General features: G+C 45.6%; 13 protein-coding genes. 10 read left to right on the plus strand and 3 right to left on the minus strand.

Features of this window, described 5'->3' with window-relative positions; all coding sequences use genetic code 11:
• The first annotated feature begins 18 nt into the window (after positions 1-18).
• The 3 genes from NL646_RS12075 (at position 19) to NL646_RS12085 (ending at position 3139) form a co-directional block, all read left to right on the plus strand.
• Complete coding sequence (locus NL646_RS12075; protein WP_005482402.1) at positions 19-990, plus strand: ABC transporter ATP-binding protein; 972 nt, start codon at positions 19-21, stop codon at positions 988-990.
• A complete protein-coding gene (gene oppF / locus NL646_RS12080) occupies positions 987-1979 on the plus strand; it encodes a murein tripeptide/oligopeptide ABC transporter ATP binding protein OppF (RefSeq protein WP_017447834.1) in 993 nt (330 codons plus the stop codon). Before NL646_RS12075 ends, oppF begins: the two co-directional genes overlap by 4 nt.
• A 212-nt stretch (positions 1980-2191) precedes the next feature.
• Complete coding sequence (locus NL646_RS12085; RefSeq protein ID WP_140330589.1) at positions 2192-3139, plus strand: glutathione S-transferase family protein; 948 nt, start codon at positions 2192-2194, stop codon at positions 3137-3139.
• A 114-nt stretch (positions 3140-3253) separates the two neighbouring features.
• Here NL646_RS12085 and NL646_RS12090 read toward each other — a convergent pair whose 3' ends face one another.
• Complete coding sequence (locus NL646_RS12090; RefSeq protein WP_031815427.1) at positions 3254-3676, minus strand: hypothetical protein; 423 nt, start codon at positions 3674-3676, stop codon at positions 3254-3256.
• 285 nt (positions 3677-3961) lie between these two features.
• On the opposite strand from NL646_RS12090, the gene NL646_RS12095 reads away from it, so the two are divergent.
• Positions 3962-5236, plus strand: coding sequence for an MgtC/SapB family protein (locus tag NL646_RS12095; RefSeq protein ID WP_020838701.1), 1275 nt, complete (start codon positions 3962-3964; stop codon positions 5234-5236).
• Positions 5237-5326: 90 nt separating this feature from the next.
• Here the strand turns inward: NL646_RS12095 and pta are convergent, their stop codons facing one another.
• Positions 5327-7471, minus strand: coding sequence for a phosphate acetyltransferase (gene pta, locus NL646_RS12100; RefSeq protein WP_005461502.1), 2145 nt, complete (start codon positions 7469-7471; stop codon positions 5327-5329).
• A gap of 135 nt (positions 7472-7606) precedes the next feature.
• Positions 7607-8803, minus strand: coding sequence for an acetate kinase (locus NL646_RS12105; RefSeq protein WP_005461478.1), 1197 nt, complete (start codon positions 8801-8803; stop codon positions 7607-7609).
• A 345-nt stretch (positions 8804-9148) separates the two neighbouring features.
• Here NL646_RS12105 and yfbV point away from each other — a divergent pair, with 345 nt between their 5' ends.
• The 6 genes from yfbV to NL646_RS12135 all read left to right on the plus strand — a co-directional run bounded on the left by yfbV (position 9149) and on the right by NL646_RS12135 (position 16420).
• A complete protein-coding gene (yfbV, locus tag NL646_RS12110) occupies positions 9149-9601 on the plus strand; it encodes a terminus macrodomain insulation protein YfbV (protein ID WP_005461479.1) in 453 nt (150 codons plus the stop codon).
• Between the two features lie 367 nt (positions 9602-9968).
• Positions 9969-10934 carry an ABC transporter substrate-binding protein gene (locus NL646_RS12115; protein WP_005461481.1) on the plus strand — a complete coding sequence of 322 codons (966 nt, stop codon included), beginning with the start codon at positions 9969-9971 and terminating at the stop codon, positions 10932-10934.
• Between the two features lie 189 nt (positions 10935-11123).
• Positions 11124-12059, plus strand: coding sequence for an ABC transporter permease (locus tag NL646_RS12120; protein ID WP_005461508.1), 936 nt, complete (start codon positions 11124-11126; stop codon positions 12057-12059).
• Positions 12056-12850, plus strand: a complete 795-nt coding sequence (locus NL646_RS12125) for an ABC transporter ATP-binding protein (RefSeq protein ID WP_005482418.1) — start codon at positions 12056-12058, stop codon at positions 12848-12850. Before NL646_RS12120 ends, NL646_RS12125 begins: the two co-directional genes overlap by 4 nt.
• 174 nt (positions 12851-13024) lie before the next feature.
• Positions 13025-14851: a maltodextrin glucosidase gene (gene malZ / locus NL646_RS12130; RefSeq protein WP_115206390.1), complete on the plus strand. Its 1827-nt coding sequence runs from the start codon at positions 13025-13027 to the stop codon at positions 14849-14851.
• A 108-nt stretch (positions 14852-14959) separates the two neighbouring features.
• Complete coding sequence (locus NL646_RS12135) at positions 14960-16420, plus strand: sensor domain-containing diguanylate cyclase (protein ID WP_005493122.1); 1461 nt, start codon at positions 14960-14962, stop codon at positions 16418-16420.
• Positions 16421-16529 lie beyond the last annotated feature (109 nt).

Consider the following 16529-nt stretch of genomic DNA (forward strand, 5'->3'; position numbering starts at 1 on the left):
AAGATTAAGGAAGCAATGATGAGCTTATTAGATGTCAAAGATCTGCGTGTCGAATTTACCACCCAAGATGGTATCGTAACCGCAGTAAACGATTTGAACTTCTCTCTGAAGCAGGGCGAAACTCTCGGTATCGTGGGTGAATCTGGTTCAGGTAAATCACAAACTGTATTCGCAATCATGGGTCTACTGGCGAAAAACGGCAAGATCTCAGGCAGTGCGAAATTTGAAGGTCGAGAAATTCTTAACCTTCCAGAAAAAGAGCTGAACAAAGTTCGTGCAGAACAGATCGCGATGATCTTCCAAGATCCGATGACCTCGCTAAACCCATACATGAAAGTGAGCGATCAGCTGATGGAAGTGTTGATGCTGCATAAAGGCATGGGCAAGTCAGAAGCGTTTGAAGAATCTGTTCGCATGCTTGAAGCGGTAAAAATCCCTGAAGCTCGCAAACGTATCACCATGTATCCGCACGAATTTTCAGGCGGTATGCGTCAGCGTGTAATGATTGCGATGGCGCTATTGTGCCGTCCTAAACTGCTTATTGCTGATGAACCAACAACCGCGTTGGACGTAACCGTTCAGGCACAGATCATGGACTTGTTGAACGAGCTGAAATCCGAGTTCAACACTGCAATCATTATGATCACCCACGACCTAGGTGTTGTTGCTGGTTCATGTGACAAAGTGCTTGTGATGTACGCAGGTCGTACGATGGAGTACGGCAACGTAAACGAAATTTTTTACAACCCAAGCCACCCTTATGCGGAAGGTCTGTTAAAGGCGATCCCTCGTCTGGATACAGAAGGCGAAATTCTGCCAACCATTCCTGGCAATCCACCAAACTTACTGCGTCTACCACCGGGCTGCCCTTACCAAGAGCGTTGTCATCGTGTGATGGACCGCTGTAAGCGTGAGGCACCAATCTTGACGCCATTTGGTGATGGTCGTCAGCGTGCATGTTTTTCTGAATGGGAGGCTTGGAACAAATGAGCGCAGATAAAAAGTTAATTCTGGATGTATCTGATCTGAAAGTTCACTTCAGCATCGCATCAAAATCAGCGTGGCCTTGGTCAAAACCTTCCAGCCTAAAAGCGGTAGATGGCGTAAATGTGCGCCTCTATGAAGGGGAAACGCTTGGCGTAGTAGGTGAGTCAGGTTGTGGTAAATCGACCTTCGCACGTGCCATCATTGGACTTGTTGAAGCGACCGATGGCGAAGTGGTTTGGTTAGGCCAAGACCTCACCAAAATGAAAGATGTACAGCGCCGTGAAACGCGTAAAGAAATCCAGATGATTTTCCAAGATCCTTTGGCTTCTCTTAACCCGCGTATGACGGTTGGCGACATCATCGCTGAGCCGCTAGAAACGTTCTATCCAGAACTGTCTAAGCAAGAAGTGAAAGACCGCGTTAAAGAGATGATGGCGAAAGTTGGTCTATTGCCAAACGTAATCAACCGGTACCCGCACGAATTCTCAGGTGGTCAGTGTCAGCGTATCGGTATCGCACGCGCACTTATCCTTAAGCCAAAAATGATCATCTGTGACGAACCAGTTTCGGCGCTAGACGTATCGATTCAGGCTCAAGTCGTTAACCTTCTGAAAGAGCTGCAAAAAGAGCTAGGACTTTCTTTGGTGTTTATTGCACACGATTTGTCAGTGGTGAAACACATCTCTGATCGTGTTCTCGTGATGTATTTGGGTAACGCGGTAGAGTTAGGCGAAGCGGATGCGCTATTTGCAGACCCTAAGCACCCTTATACGCGTGCGCTGATGTCGGCGGTTCCAATCCCAGACCCAGAGTTAGAACGCAATAAAACCATCCAAATGTTGGAAGGGGATCTGCCATCACCAATCAATCCTCCTTCAGGTTGTGTGTTCCGTACTCGTTGCCCTCAAGCGACAGAAGAGTGTGCAAAAACCAAACCTACGATTGAAGGTACAGACATTCACGCGGTTTCTTGTATTCACGTGAGCGTGTAACCAACCAAATGTTAGGTTAAGTAAATTCAGCCTGTGACGGGCTTAAGCGCGATTCCTTTTACTAGGGTCGCGCTTTTTTTATGCTCATTTTCTTTGAACATGAATTTCAATGCTCATTCGAATTTCTTGAACAAGATGTCCTAAGCGTGATGATTTTCTGTTTCTTATGAATCTCTAATATAAAGGGAGACATAAGAAATAGGAGAGCAATCATGGGTAAGTTGGTCGAAGGCGTATGGCACGATGTGTGGTATGACACAAAAGCGAATGGCGGGAAGTTCGTTCGTGAAGACGCTGGATTTCGTGACTGGATTAAAAATGATTCAGAGGCGGTATTCCAACCAGAATTTGGCCGTTACCATTTGTACGTTTCTCTCGCGTGTCCTTGGGCACATCGAACGCTTATCTTCCGTAAGTTGAAAGGTCTAGAGCCACACATTGATGTGACGGTTGTTTGCCCTGATATGCTCAGTCAAGGTTGGCAAATGGGTTTACCCGAGCCGCTGTTTGGTCATACACGTATGCACCAAATCTACACTCAAGCGAAACCCGACTACACAGGGCGTGTTACGGTGCCAGTTTTATGGGACAAAAAGACCAACACCATCGTGTCGAATGAATCGTCAGAGATCATTCGTATGTTTAACTCCGCATTTAACGATCTCACGGGCAATCATGACGATTATTATCCCGAGCCACTACGCGGTGTGATTGATGAATGGAATGATTACATTTATCCAAACGTGAATAATGGGGTGTACCGTTGCGGTTTTGCTACTTCACAAGAAGCGTATGAAGAGGCTTTTGAATCATTGTTTTCGGCCTTAGATAAAATTGATGCCCATCTGGCGACCCATCGCTATCTAGCAGGCAATAAAATTACGGAAGCCGATTGGCGTTTGTTCACCACGTTAGTGCGTTTTGATGCCGTGTATGTTGGGCACTTCAAGTGTAATAAACAACGCATTGCCGATTACGTCAATATTCAGGGTTATCTGAAAGAGTTGTATCAGATTGACGGTATCGCCGATACCACCGATTTCTATCATATTAAGCGCCATTATTACTTCAGTCACACAGGGATTAATCCAACGCAAGTGGTGCCTAAAGGGCCTGATTTAGACTTTAGTTCTCCTCACCAAAGAGAAATGACCGGTTAGTTTGTAACGGTTCATCCAATACAAAAGCCCTTAACGACGAACTGCGTTGTTAAGGGCTTTTATTTACGCTAAGTACTGGGAGATAGAGGGGCATTTTTTAAATATATGCTCGCTTTATTTAGCGCGGACGATGTCCATCACCAACTTACCGTCAACCTTTACTGGGCCATCTTCTTTGGCTCCGAGTGAATACTCAAATACGCCCGTCTTCATTCCACCTTTTTCTCCGTGGATCATTAGCATTAGCATGTCACCGGACTCAACCGGTTCCATCAAAATTGCATTCACGTTCTCATTTTGTCCCATTTTAAGCGGAGCATAGCCGATCACGGGGCCTGGCTTCATCGATTCATCTGTTCGATGTACAACCATCCAGCCGTTTTCGTCAGCATGAGCCATTTTTGCCGTTACCGTGCCCGCGGACATATCTTGATCTGCGCCTTCAATACTTGGAGAGGAAAAACTAAATGCAGAAAAACTGAACAGACATGCAGCTAAACCAAACTTTAGAAATGAGTTGTTGATGGAGTTGTTCATATGTATTCCTTACTTATGTGTGAGATTGCGTAATTGCATTCCATCTTCGTTACGTAGTTTCTCGTAAGAAAGTTCAGATGATATGAAAATAATGCCGATAAATTGAACGGGAGAGGGAAAATCGCTCCGTATTATTGAGCTCTGGTGATAGTTAAAAGCTAGGACAAGACCCGCTGGTAAGGCAGGAACGGTAGCCAGTTTCAGATTATCTTCTTGTCGTCACAGCTTCTTACCAATATTCAAATAAACTAATGATATGACAACCGCTTTTTAACGGGGTGATGCATGGATATCAACGAGTTTGCGACTGGCGAGCATCTTATCTGGAATCTGCTTATTGCCTTGCTATTGGGTGCGATTATCGGGACACAGCGCGGCTGGGTGATGCGAAATAGTGTTGAAGGTAGTCGTGTTGCTGGTATTCGTACGTTCTCTCTTGTCGGGTTACTTGGTGGTCTTGTCGCGATTCTTGCGGATCTCTATTCTCCTTTATTGCTTGGTTTTGCCTTGATTGCGTTGGTGATATTGGCGTGTATCGCGTTTGTCATGCAGCAGAAGAAGAGTCGTGATATCAGTATTACTGGCGTGGTTAGCTTGTTGGTGACGTTTGTGTTGGGCAGTTTAGCTGTGTCGGGAGAAGCGGTGCTTGCGGCATCTGCAGCTGTGATTACCGCAGTGGTGCTCGACAACAAACGAGAACTTCACCAAGCGTTGCAAAAATTACAGGAATACGAGCTGGATGCAGCGCTCCGGTTGCTGATTATCTCCATCGTGTTATTGCCGCTTCTTCCAAATCAATCCTATGGCCCTTGGAACGCTCTTAACCCTTACGAGATTTGGTGGATGGTTGTGTTGATTGCCAGTATTTCGTTTGTGGGCTATTTCGCAATCAAAATCGGTGGGGCGAAACGTGGCATATTGTTCACTTCCATTTTTGCAGGTTTAAGTTCTTCGACGGCGTTAACACTGCAGTTTTCCCATCTTTCTCGGGAGCAAGCCAATATCAGCCCATTGCTCGCCAGTGGCATACTCTTGAGTTGCGGCACCATGTTTCCTCGGCTGTTGATTATTCTGTTTGTGATTAATCCTCAACTTGTCTCGTTACTATGGCCGATTGTGATGGCCATGATGGCGGCGCTGTATTTGCCTGCTTGGTGGATATGGCGGCGGAGCGAAGTGGAACAGATCGAACAATCGAACAAACAGAGCAACCCACTCGCACTGCAATCGGCGCTGTTTTTTGGGATGATGCTGGCGGTGATTATGCTGCTGTCACATGCGCTAGCTGAGTGGTTCGGTAATGCGGGTGTCTTAATTTTATCGGCCCTTTCAGGGATTACGGATGTAGACGCGATTTCCTTGGCGCTCGGTCGTCAGAGCATCCAAATATTGAGCGTAACCACCGCCGCGTTGGGTATCTTAATTGCAGCATCGGTCAATACCATTGTTAAGATGAGTATGGTTGTCGCGATAGGAGACAAAAAATTATGGCTTAGGGTCGCGCCTGTGATGGTGGGATGTGTTGCCGTTGGGGCACTGATGTTCTTTGTCTTGTATTGAGTATCTGTTTTCTAAACCGTGTGTCTTGAACAACAAAAAAGCCCTCGACGAATCGAGGGCTTTGACTATTCATTCAAGCAAAGAAAAGAATTACTTCTGTTCTTGAGTTGCTTGGATTGCTGTTAGAGCGATGGTGTACACGATATCGTCTACTAGCGCGCCACGAGACAAGTCGTTTACTGGCTTGCGCATACCTTGCAGCATTGGACCGATAGATACTAGGTCAGCTGAACGTTGTACCGCTTTGTAAGTCGTGTTACCAGTGTTTAGGTCTGGGAATACGAATACTGTCGCTTTACCTGCAACTGGAGAGTTTGGTGCTTTAGAAGCAGCAACGTTTTCCATGATCGCAGCGTCGTACTGTAGAGGACCGTCGATGATAAGATCAGGACGTTTCTCTTGAGCCAGTTTTGTTGCTTCACGTACTTTATCAACGTCTGCACCCTTACCAGATTCACCAGTAGAGTAAGAGATCATTGCAACGCGTGGTTCGATACCGAATGCTGCTGCAGAGTCAGCAGATTGGATAGCGATTTCAGCAAGCTGTTCAGCTGTTGGATCTGGGTTGATCGCACAGTCACCGTATACCAGTACTTGATCAGGCAGAAGCATGAAGAATACTGAAGATACGATAGACGCGTTTGGTGCAGTCTTGATGATTTGGAACGGAGGAACGATAGTGTTCGCCGTAGTGTGAACCGCACCAGAAACTAGGCCGTCAACTTCGTTGTTCTCAAGCATCATTGTGCCAAGGAATACTGAATCTTGTAGTTTCTCACGAGCTACAACTTCAGTCATACCTTTCGCGCCACGTAGCTCAACCAGACGAGCAACGTAGTTTTCGCGAATAGCATCAGCGTCGATGATTTGAACGCCAGCACCTAGCTCAACACCTTGCTGTGCTGCAACGCGTTTGATTTCTGCTGGGTTACCTAGAAGCACACATTCTGCAATGCCGCGCTCTGCACAGATAGCCGCTGCTTTCACTGTACGTGGCTCATCACCTTCAGGAAGAACGATGCGCTTACCTGCTTTACGAGCAAGTTCAGTTAACTGGTAACGGAATGCTGGTGGGCTTAGACGACGAGATTTTTGAGTACCTTCCGTCATTGACTCGATCCAGTTACCGTCGATGTGACCAGCAACGTGCTCGTTAATGAACTCGATACGCTCTTTGTCGTCTGCAGGTACTTCAATGCTGAAGCTCTGTAGGTTTAGAGAAGTCTGCCAAGTGTTACCTTGTGCTTTGAAGATAGGTAGACCAGTTTCGAACGCTGGCTTACATAGACCTTCGATCTCACGTGGGATGTCGTAACCGCCAGTTAGCAGTACAGCACCGATATCAACGCCGTTCATTGCCGCTAGAGAAGCTGCAACGATTACGTCTGGACGGTCTGCAGAAGTAACAAGTAGAGAACCTGGTTTGAAGTGCTCAATCATGTTTGGCAGAGAACGTGCACAGAACGTGATGCTCTTGATGCGACGAGTGTTGATGTCACCTTCGTTGATGATATCTGCTTTCAGGTGCTTCGCCATGTCGATTGCACGAGTAGCAATAAGATCGATGCTCCATGGCACGCAACCTAGTACACGAATTGGAGAAGTGTTGAAGATTTCCATCACTTTCATTTCGTTTTGCTTCGCGCTATCTGCATCGTCAAAGATTTCAGATAGGTCAGGGCGAGTACGGCCAGCTTCGTCAACAGGTGCGTTTAGCTTGTTGATGATAACGCCAGAGATGTTTTTGTTCTTAGTACCGCCGAAGTTAGAACATGCTACTTCAATGCGCTCTTTAAGTTGAGCTGGGTTATCAGTGCCTGGAGTAGCCACTAGAACAATTTCTGCGCCAAGTGTTGCTGCGATTTCAGCGTTCACTTGGTTAGCGAATGGGTGCTTACGAGTTGGTACTAGACCTTCGATAAGTGTTACATCCGCATCTTTATTGATTTGGTTGTAACGCTCAACAACAGTTTCTAGTAGCTCGTCCATGTTGTCGTTACCGATTAGGCTCTCAGCAACAGACATCGCCATAGGTTCACCGATCTTCATATCGCTGTTGTGGCCAACGATAGTAGAAGTCAGATCAGGTTGATCACCACCAGAACGTGGTTGAGAAATTGGTTTGTAGAAAGAAACCTTAACGCCTTTGCGCTCCATTGCGCGAAGAACACCCATGCTTACGCTAGTTAGACCAACACCAGCACTTGCAGGGATAAGCATAATAGTACGAGACATTCGTAGAGTACCTTTAGCTATTGGGGGATAAAAGCTCAACTCTTATTCCATGACGCTCGAAGAATAGGAGTTGAGCCCCTAAGAAATTCGTTGGATGAAAATCTGGCTAGCCGAGTGGCTAGCCAGAAAATTCAATTAAAGACCTGCTAGACGTGCAGTGTCTTCAGCAATAACTAACTCTTCGTTAGTAGAGATAACCATTGCAGGGATACGGCTGTTTTCAGTAGTGATAACGCCTTCGCCGCCGAAACGAGCTTTAAGGTTAGCTTCGCTGTCTACTTCGATACCGAAGATACCTAGACGGTTTAGAACCATTTCACGGATAGGTGCAGAGTTTTCGCCGATGCCGCCAGTGAAAGTGATTGCGTCTAGACGACCATCTAGAGTTGCTGTGTAACCAGCAACGTACTTAGCTAGACGGTGACAGAACACGTCCATTGCACGAGTTGCTTCTTCTTTCTCACCGTAGTTGTCTTCAACGAAACGACAGTCAGAAGTCACTTCAGTTAGACCTTGAAGGCCAGACTCTTTAGTTAGCATTGTGTTGATTTTCTCAACTGAGTAACCAAGAGTGTCGTGTAGGTGGAAGATGATCGCAGGGTCGATGTCACCACAACGAGTACCCATTACTAGACCTTCAAGTGGCGTTAGACCCATTGAAGTATCTACAGATTGACCGTTCTTAACTGCACATACAGAAGCACCGTTACCTAGGTGACAGTTGATGATGTTTACTTCTTCAACTGGTTTGTTTAGTAGGCCTGCAACTTCACGAGTGATGAATAGGTGTGAAGTACCGTGCATGCCGTAACGACGGATACCGTGCTCTTTGTATAGGTTGTATGGAAGAGCGTATAGGTAAGACTCTTCAGGCATTGTTTGGTGGAAAGCAGTATCGAACACAGCAACGTTTTTAAGTGCTGGGAAAGATTTTTGAGCTGCTTTGATACCGATGATGTGTGCAGGGTTGTGAAGTGGTGCTAGAGTTGCACAGTCTTCGATACCTTTTAGTACGTCGTCAGTGATAAGTGCAGACTGAGTGAATTGCTCGCCGCCGTGTACTACACGGTGACCGATAGCAGCTAGGTTCTCAGAAAGCTCTGGCTTAGAAGCAAGAATAGTTTCTACCATGAACGCTAGTGCTTCTTCGTGTGCTGCACCGTTACCAAGTTGAGCTTCGTGTTTGCCATCAAGTTTCCACTTGATACGTGCTTCAGGAAGGTGAAGACATTCAGCAAGACCTGATAGATGCTCTTCGCCGTTCTCGGCATCAACAACAGCAAATTTAAGAGAAGAACTACCGCAGTTTAAAACTAAAACTAGCTTAGACATGTGTGACTACCTGTTATTCGTCTGATCAAAATCAGTTAAAGGATGAAAAATTAATCACAAGAGTAGCCGATATCAGCAATGCTGCGTACTAATCTTGGTCAAAAATCGTTCTAATTCCATATAAAGAAATAGTGATGAACCCATCCATCACTATGATGCGATCCGTGCAGATAGATATCTCGGAGTTGCTTAAATTGTAAATAACAGCAACAATGAGATTGAGGGTCTGCAAAGGATAGCGATAATAGGCAATGATAACAAAAAAAATTTGAAAGAATATTAACTTTCATCAATTTTTTGTACCTTCAGTTGAAATGTTCAACTATTTTTTAGTGAGAGAGCGGTATGAGTAATAAAGTCGGATTGATCCATAGCCTGAAAGATGGCCAAAGTTACATGGAGATCTGGCCAGTTCGTAAAGAGCTGGGTGCCATATTTCCTGAGCAACGTATTATCAAAGCGACTCGTTTTGGCATTAAAGTTATGCCAGCTGTCGCTGCTATCAGTGTTCTCACTCAAATGGCGTTCAACAATTACAACGCGTTACCTCAATCTATTGTAGTAGCCCTGTTCGCTATCAGCTTGCCTTTGCAAGGTATCTGGTGGCTTGGTGCTCGTTCAAACACCAAATTACCGCCATCATTGGCTTCTTGGTATCGCGAACTTCATCAAAAAATCGTGGAAACAGGCTTTGCCTTAGAGCCAGTTAAAGCGCGACCTCGTTATAAAGAGCTCGCAATAATTTTGAATCGTGCTTTCCGCCAGCTTGATAAGTCCTCACTAGAGCGCTGGTTCTAACTCATTTTAGCGTTCAACAATTTTTAAATGGAGTGTGCAATTGCCACTCCATTTTTTGTTTTGTCTATATCCTCATCGCGCAGTATGCGCAGTGGGACTAAGCCTTTAGCCCGCAACCATCCTCTAGCTACGTTTGAGTGTATTACATTGTTGCGTAATAGAATGCGATCTTGCGATCACAAATGTTGCCTTAGTGTTAAATGTTTCTTTTCTTTACTAAGACTTAGTAGTAATAATAAAAATAAGATGCACAAGAAGTGCACAGATACGCAAACACAACATCACGCCTTCTCACATTTGATCTCATGAGTACCCACATATTGCTGAAGCTCGTGAAACAAGGACGAAGACACATCAAGGAGTTATGATGAAAACGAAACGTTTATTAGCCACTGCCGTTCTATCCGCTACTGCTATTCTTTCTTCCACCCATGTATTTGCTAATACCGCAACAGTTGCGGTTTCTCAGATCGTTGAGCATCCAGCTTTGGATGCCACTCGCCAAGGTTTGCTAGATGGATTGAAAGCAAAAGGCTATGAAGAGGGTAAAAACCTAGAATTCGACTATAAAACAGCACAAGGTAACCCTGCAATTGCGGTACAAATTGCGCGTCAATACGTGGGAGAGAGCCCAGACGTGCTAGTCGGTATTGCAACGCCGTCAGCGCAGGCACTGGTTTCTGCGACTCGTACGATTCCTGTTGTGTTTACTGCGGTGACTGACCCGGTAGGAGCCAAGTTGGTTAAATCTATGAAGCAGCCGGGCAAAAACGTAACAGGTTTATCAGACCTGTCTCCAGTGGCTCAGCACGTTGAGCTCATTCAAGAAATCCTTCCTCAAGTCAAAAGCATTGGTGTCGTCTTCAACCCTGGCGAGGCGAATGCGGTGACGCTGGTTAATCTTCTAAAAGAAAGTGCAGAGGCGAAAGGCATTAAAGTGGTGGAAGCCACTGCTTTGAAAAGTGCCGATGTTCAATCTGCTACGCAAGCCATCGCAGCAAAATCAGACATCCTTTACGCGCCTACGGATAACACTGTAGCGAGTGCGATCGAAGGCATGATTGTCGCGGCGAACCAAGCGAAAAAGCCAGTCTTTGGCGGTGCAACATCTTATGTTGAAAAAGGTGCGATTGCTGGCCTTGGTTTTGACTACTACCAAGTCGGTGTGCAAACGGCAGATTACGTAGCAGCCATACTTGATGGTCAAGAGCCAGGAAAGCTGGATGTAAAAGTCGCAACGGGTTCGGATTTGGTCATCAATGAGAGCGCCGCTTCTAAGTTGGGCATCCAACTGCCGAGTTCTGTTGTTCAACGTGCGACTAGCATGCAGTAAATCACTTATCTTGAGGTAAAGACTCTTTCTCTCAGGCCCATTTGTCTCAGCATGAAAAATGGGCTCGTAAATCGTAAGTTTATGAGAGCAAGTTTTTTCTGAGTGGATTGCTCTCTTTACCTCGACCTAAGTTGAAAGTTGTAACGTCAGATCGCTGCTAGCGATCTGAACATGCAGAAAGGAGCAGTTATGTCTGCATTTGCTTTTTTTGGCGCGCTTGAGATCGGCTTGATTTATGGCTTGGTTGCTTTGGGCGTCTATCTTACGTTTCGTGTTCTTGATTTTCCTGACTTAAGTGTTGATGGTAGTTTCCCTATGGGAGCCGCGGTTGCTGCGACAGCTATCGTTGCAGGCATCAACCCTTGGATTGCAACCGGTATGGCGATTATTGCTGGTGGCATGACAGGCTGGGTCACCGCATTTCTCGCTGTACGCTGTGGAATTTTGCATCTCTTAGCGTCCATCCTCACTATGATTGCCGCGTTTTCTATCAACATTCGTATCATGGGCAAACCCAATATGGCTCTTTTGGGTGAAGACACCATTCTCACTCCTTTTGAATCGATGGGCGATGCGATGTTTATTCGTCCGTTAGTCGTAGGCGTACTGGTTCTCATCTCTGCCTTTTTGGTGGTGCGATTGCTAAATAGCGACTTCGGCTTGGGCCTTCGAGCGACGGGTGTGAATGGCCGAATGGTGTCTGCGCAAGGCGCAAGCACAGGGTTCTACACCTATTTTTGTTTGGCGCTGTCGAATGGATTTGTTGGCTTCGCTGGTGCGCTATTTGCGCAAACCAACAGCTTTGCTGACGTAACATCAGGCGTTGGTACCATCGTGGTCGGCTTGGCTGCGGTTATTTTGGGTCAAACGCTCATTCCAGGTCGCAAAATTTGGGTTGCCGTTTGCGCCGTTATTTTGGGCTCGGTGTTGTATCGACTAGCCGTCGCTTTTGCGTTGAGTTCTGGCATGTTTGGCCTTCAGGCCTCGGATCTCAACCTCGTGACCGCAGTGTTGGTTGCGGTAGCGCTCATTGCGCCTAAGCTCAAGCAAAGTATGAAAGCCAAACAACGCGTAACGACTGCGAAACAAGCGGCATCTAAAAATGGTTCTGGGGAGGCGTTATGATTGAACTTAACAACATCCAAGTGACGTTCAACCCTGGTACGATTTTGGAAAATCGCGCGTTGAAAGGGGTATCGTTAGAAGTACCAGAGCACCAATTTCTAACCGTAATCGGGTCTAACGGTGCGGGTAAATCGACATTGCTCGGAGCGGTGACGGGTGAGACACCAATGATTGGTGGTCAAGTGATCATTGACGGCAAAGATGTCACCAAGCAGACGGTTGCCCAGCGCGCTACTCAATGCGCTCGAGTGTTTCAGGACCCGTTAGCTGGAACGTGTGGTGAGCTAACCATTGAAGAAAACATGGCTCTAGCGTACATGCGAGGTAAAAAACGTGGCTGGGGGCTGGCGCTGTCTGCCAAACGTCGCAAGTTGTTCCAAGAACGCATCAGTATTTTGGGGTTAGGTTTGGAAGACCGATTAGGTGACAGTATTGGTTTGTTGTCTGGTGGACAACGACAAGCCGTGAGCCTAGTGATGGCGACGTTATCGGAGAGTAAGTTATTGCTGCTTGATGAACATACGGCCGCGCTTGACCCACGTATGGCGGCTTTTGTCATCGATTTAACCAAGCGTATCGTCAATGAGTTTGATTTGACGGTGATGATGGTAACGCACTCGATGAAAGACGCGCTCGCTTGTGGTGACAGAACCGTCATGCTCCACCAAGGAGAAATCGTTCTGGATGTCGCTGGAGAACAGCGCGCCAATATGCAAGTGCCTGATTTACTAGACATGTTCTCTAAAGTTCGAGGTGAAGAACTTTCGGATGACAGTTTATTGCTCAATTAAATAGCATGTCTGATTCGTTACGCGTTTCTTCGACATAGTCAGAGCCGCGACTACGCCTACCAAGTGTGATCCTCCTTGAGAAAATAGGTAAAGCTCCGAATTTCCAAGGAGGATTTTTTGTCTCTCATTCTTTAATAAAATAGTGGCATATCCACCTATTAAAGAGTGCTTATTATGTCTTTGCCATTTCTCTTTCATAGCCAGACGGTTGATGGTTTAGCCTTCGATGGTAAACGCGTGAAGGTCTGTCTAAAAACAGAAGCGTTAACATTTGATGCTGTTTATGTGCGTATTGAGCCAGACAACGAAGAATACCTTGTCGCCATGGAGCAATGCGGCAGAGCTGGAGAGTTACTGCTGTGGGAAGTATCGTTCGAGCCGAATAGAGATCGAGACATCACCCACTATGTATTTAAAGTCGTTAGAAATGGTCAGCAATATTGGCTAGACGCACGTGGAGTGCAAAAACGTATTCCGCCCAAAGAATTTCATTTCAAATTGAATGTAAACCATCAACCGCCAAAGTGGGTTCAAGAACAAGTTTTCTATCAGATTTTTCCTGATCGTTTTGCCGCGAGTCAAAGTGAGTCTGCGATTCGTGAAGCGTACTGCGAGTACGATCCTGATGCTGTGATTAAAATGTGGGGAGAACCAGTAGGGAATCACCAAAACTCTGGGGCACGTGAGTTCTTCGGTGGTGATCTAAAAGGCGTTGAGCAAAAGCTTGGATACCTTGAACAATTGGGTGTGACCGCATTGTACTTCAATCCGATTTTTTCCTCGCCAAGTAACCATAAGTACGACACCACGGATTATTTCACGATTGATCCTATGTTCGGCACTAACGAGCATTTTGCGTCATTGTGCGAAAAAATCCGCAGCAAAAACATGAAGATCGTATTGGATGCAGTCTTTAACCATACTTCTGTGCATCACCCTTGGTTTGATATTCAGCAGAAAGGGAAAGGCGCGTACGGGAATCCTCAATCCGATTTTCGCGACTATTACTTCTTTGATGGGGAGAGTAATCACTATATTGGCTGGAAAGGTATCGACAATCTGCCGGTATTGAATTTTGAGAATCACGAAGTCAGAGAATATATCTACCAAGGTGAGGCGTCGGTTATCAAACATTGGCTGAAGCCACCATATTCCGTGGATGGCTGGCGTTTTGATGTCATTCATATGCTAGGTGAAGGGGAGGGGGCGAAAAATAATGCTCACTACGTGAAAGCATTTCGCCAAGCGACCAAATCAGTTAATCCGAATGCTTATGTGTTAGGTGAGCATTTTTTTGAGGCGACTCAATGGTTGCAAGGGGAGCAAGAAGACGGCGCGATGAACTACTACGGTTTTGCCCACCCTGTTCGAGCGTTTATTGCGCATCAAGACATCACGTACGACCCAATCGATATAGATGGTTTTGAGTTCAAAGCGTGGTTAGATGAAGCCAGAGCAAAAGTTCCTTTTGCCAATCAGCTCTCACAACTCAATCAACTCGATAGCCATGACACGGCGCGTTTTCTCACCTTGGTGAATGGGGATGAGAAAAAAATGAAAATCGCGTTGGCCTTACTCATGACTTATGTCGGCGCACCATGCATTTATTATGGTAGTGAAGTCGGTCTTGAGGGAAGCTTTGACCCAGATAACAGACGTTGTTTCCCTTGGCATTTAGTTCAGGGTTCTCCTTGGCTCCATCTGTACCAACAGTGGATTGAAATTCGCAAACAGTTCAAAGCCCTACAATCTGGCAGCATGCAATGGCTTTATTGTGACGAAAGGGCATTTGCTTATGCAAGACAGCTTGGTGAAGAGACGCTCATTGTTGCAGTCAATATTGGTCTACAAGAAAGCACGATTGACCTACCATTGTGGCAGTTAGGCTTGAATGCGAAACACTTGCATCAATTATTAGATAAGTGTGAAATAATTGATTATGAAGGTCATGTTTCTGTCAATATGGCAGCATTAAGTATCAATTTGTGGCAAGTGAAGTGACACCGCATTCTATATTTATTAAAATTTGTGAATATGTTCATTAATAACTATAAACAGCCTCTTTAAGCCGATGCATATGAGAGGCGAACACTTAAACAATGGTACTCAATGGTTAACCAAAGGCGATTTAGCCTCTCATTTGTTGTTTTCTTTCCTTTAGTTCTATTCATTGTGGTAATGCTCGTTACTACAAAAAACTACTACGATGCAGTCAATCGCTATATTGATACTGAATATTCGCGTATCGATAGAGCGTTAACTCGTGGTATCAAAGTCTTAACTGCACTGGACTACAGCTTTACCAACTATTCAAACTTCGCGAACCCTCTTTCTGAAGAGCATAACTCTATTGTGAAAGGCGATATCTGCTATATATGGCCGATAGATGTTTTGCTATTGGAGAACGTTTACAGCGATGGACTGCCAGCGGTTGATGTTGACTACATGATCGTCGGCGAAAAAAGCTTGTGTCAGGCAGGGACGAAAATCAACAAACTGGCAGAACAAAAAGCAGGCTTTGCCCCTTCTTTGTCCTTCCTTCATGATATTGAATCCCACATTGTTGGTATCCATTACATCGATAAACGTGGTTATGTGATTTCGTCGCCCGATAAGTACGCGAAGAATTTTACTAAAGAGCTTTGGTCAACGTTAAAGGCGAGGCCATTCTGGCAAAAAACCGCGCAAGATAAGGTCAACATTACATTGGCTGGGCCTGGGCCGATGCTTGATTCCATGGAAGGACAAATCATCAGTTTAACAGTGCCAATTTACGAAAAAGGCGTCCACCAAGGGGTGCTCTCGATTGATTTTGATGTCGATGCGCTGCTCACGACTTCTGAAAACCTTGTCGGGAAGCTGCACTTAGTTTCCAATTTCCAAACGATTCCTGAAGATGCCGTGCGGATCAAGCCCATTGAAAAAGAGCGCTTGAGTGCCAATCACAGTATTTATTACGAATATAACTTATGGAGCGAGATTAAGAATTTAACGTTCTTTGAAAAGTACAGCATCATGGTCGCGGTCTTTATTTACGTATTGAGTACCGTAGTACTGTTTTATGTCAACATGCACACCGAACGTCGCTACTTTAAAGATCTTGCTGCAAGAGACCCAATGACAGGGCTGCTCAACCGCAGAGGAATGCAGGCCGTTTGGCGTAATAAAATGACGAAGAAGAACGTGGCATTGGCTGTGTTCGATATCGATAACTTTAAGACTATCAATGATACTTACGGCCATGACGTAGGTGACTCTGCGATTCAACTGGTCGCGAAGTGCATCCGAGACAACATTCGTCACAGTGACGTCGCATCTCGCTTTGGTGGCGAAGAGTTTATTCTCGCGATATACGATGAAGATATTGAAGGGATGAAGCACATTCTCGAACGAGTCAAAAAAGCGATTGATGAACGATCACGACGAGTCACGAAGAATGGATTTACCGTGTCGGGTGGTGTGGTCTTTAGCTCTGCAAGCAAAGCGGAAAGCTTTGATGAACTGTTCAAGGCGGCTGATGAGAAGCTCTATGAAGCGAAAAGTACCGGAAAGAACAAGATTTGTTATTAGTTCGAGGCGCGCTTGCTAAAAAGCAGTCTGACCAATAGCTAAAAGGGCGATAATATCGCCCTTTTAGCTATTTGTCGTTCAACCATCACGCACAATTCGTGCATGTGGA

Source organism: Vibrio sp. Y20_XG_PY13 (genome assembly GCF_024181925.1).
GTDB lineage: Bacteria > Pseudomonadota > Gammaproteobacteria > Enterobacterales > Vibrionaceae > Vibrio > Vibrio parahaemolyticus.

Coding starts and splice junctions, on each gene's coding strand:
- NL646_RS12075 (WP_005482402.1), top strand. CDS start 19: ATGAGCTTATTAGATGTCAAAGATCTGCGTGTCGAATTTACCACCCAA.
- oppF (WP_017447834.1), top strand. CDS start 987: ATGAGCGCAGATAAAAAGTTAATTCTGGATGTATCTGATCTGAAAGTT.
- NL646_RS12085 (WP_140330589.1), top strand. CDS start 2,192: ATGGGTAAGTTGGTCGAAGGCGTATGGCACGATGTGTGGTATGACACA.
- NL646_RS12090 (WP_031815427.1), bottom strand. CDS start 3,676: ATGAACAACTCCATCAACAACTCATTTCTAAAGTTTGGTTTAGCTGCA.
- NL646_RS12095 (WP_020838701.1), top strand. CDS start 3,962: ATGGATATCAACGAGTTTGCGACTGGCGAGCATCTTATCTGGAATCTG.
- pta (WP_005461502.1), bottom strand. CDS start 7,471: ATGTCTCGTACTATTATGCTTATCCCTGCAAGTGCTGGTGTTGGTCTA.
- NL646_RS12105 (WP_005461478.1), bottom strand. CDS start 8,803: ATGTCTAAGCTAGTTTTAGTTTTAAACTGCGGTAGTTCTTCTCTTAAA.
- yfbV (WP_005461479.1), top strand. CDS start 9,149: ATGAGTAATAAAGTCGGATTGATCCATAGCCTGAAAGATGGCCAAAGT.
- NL646_RS12115 (WP_005461481.1), top strand. CDS start 9,969: ATGAAAACGAAACGTTTATTAGCCACTGCCGTTCTATCCGCTACTGCT.
- NL646_RS12120 (WP_005461508.1), top strand. CDS start 11,124: ATGTCTGCATTTGCTTTTTTTGGCGCGCTTGAGATCGGCTTGATTTAT.
- NL646_RS12125 (WP_005482418.1), top strand. CDS start 12,056: ATGATTGAACTTAACAACATCCAAGTGACGTTCAACCCTGGTACGATT.
- malZ (WP_115206390.1), top strand. CDS start 13,025: ATGTCTTTGCCATTTCTCTTTCATAGCCAGACGGTTGATGGTTTAGCC.
- NL646_RS12135 (WP_005493122.1), top strand. CDS start 14,960: ATGGTTAACCAAAGGCGATTTAGCCTCTCATTTGTTGTTTTCTTTCCT.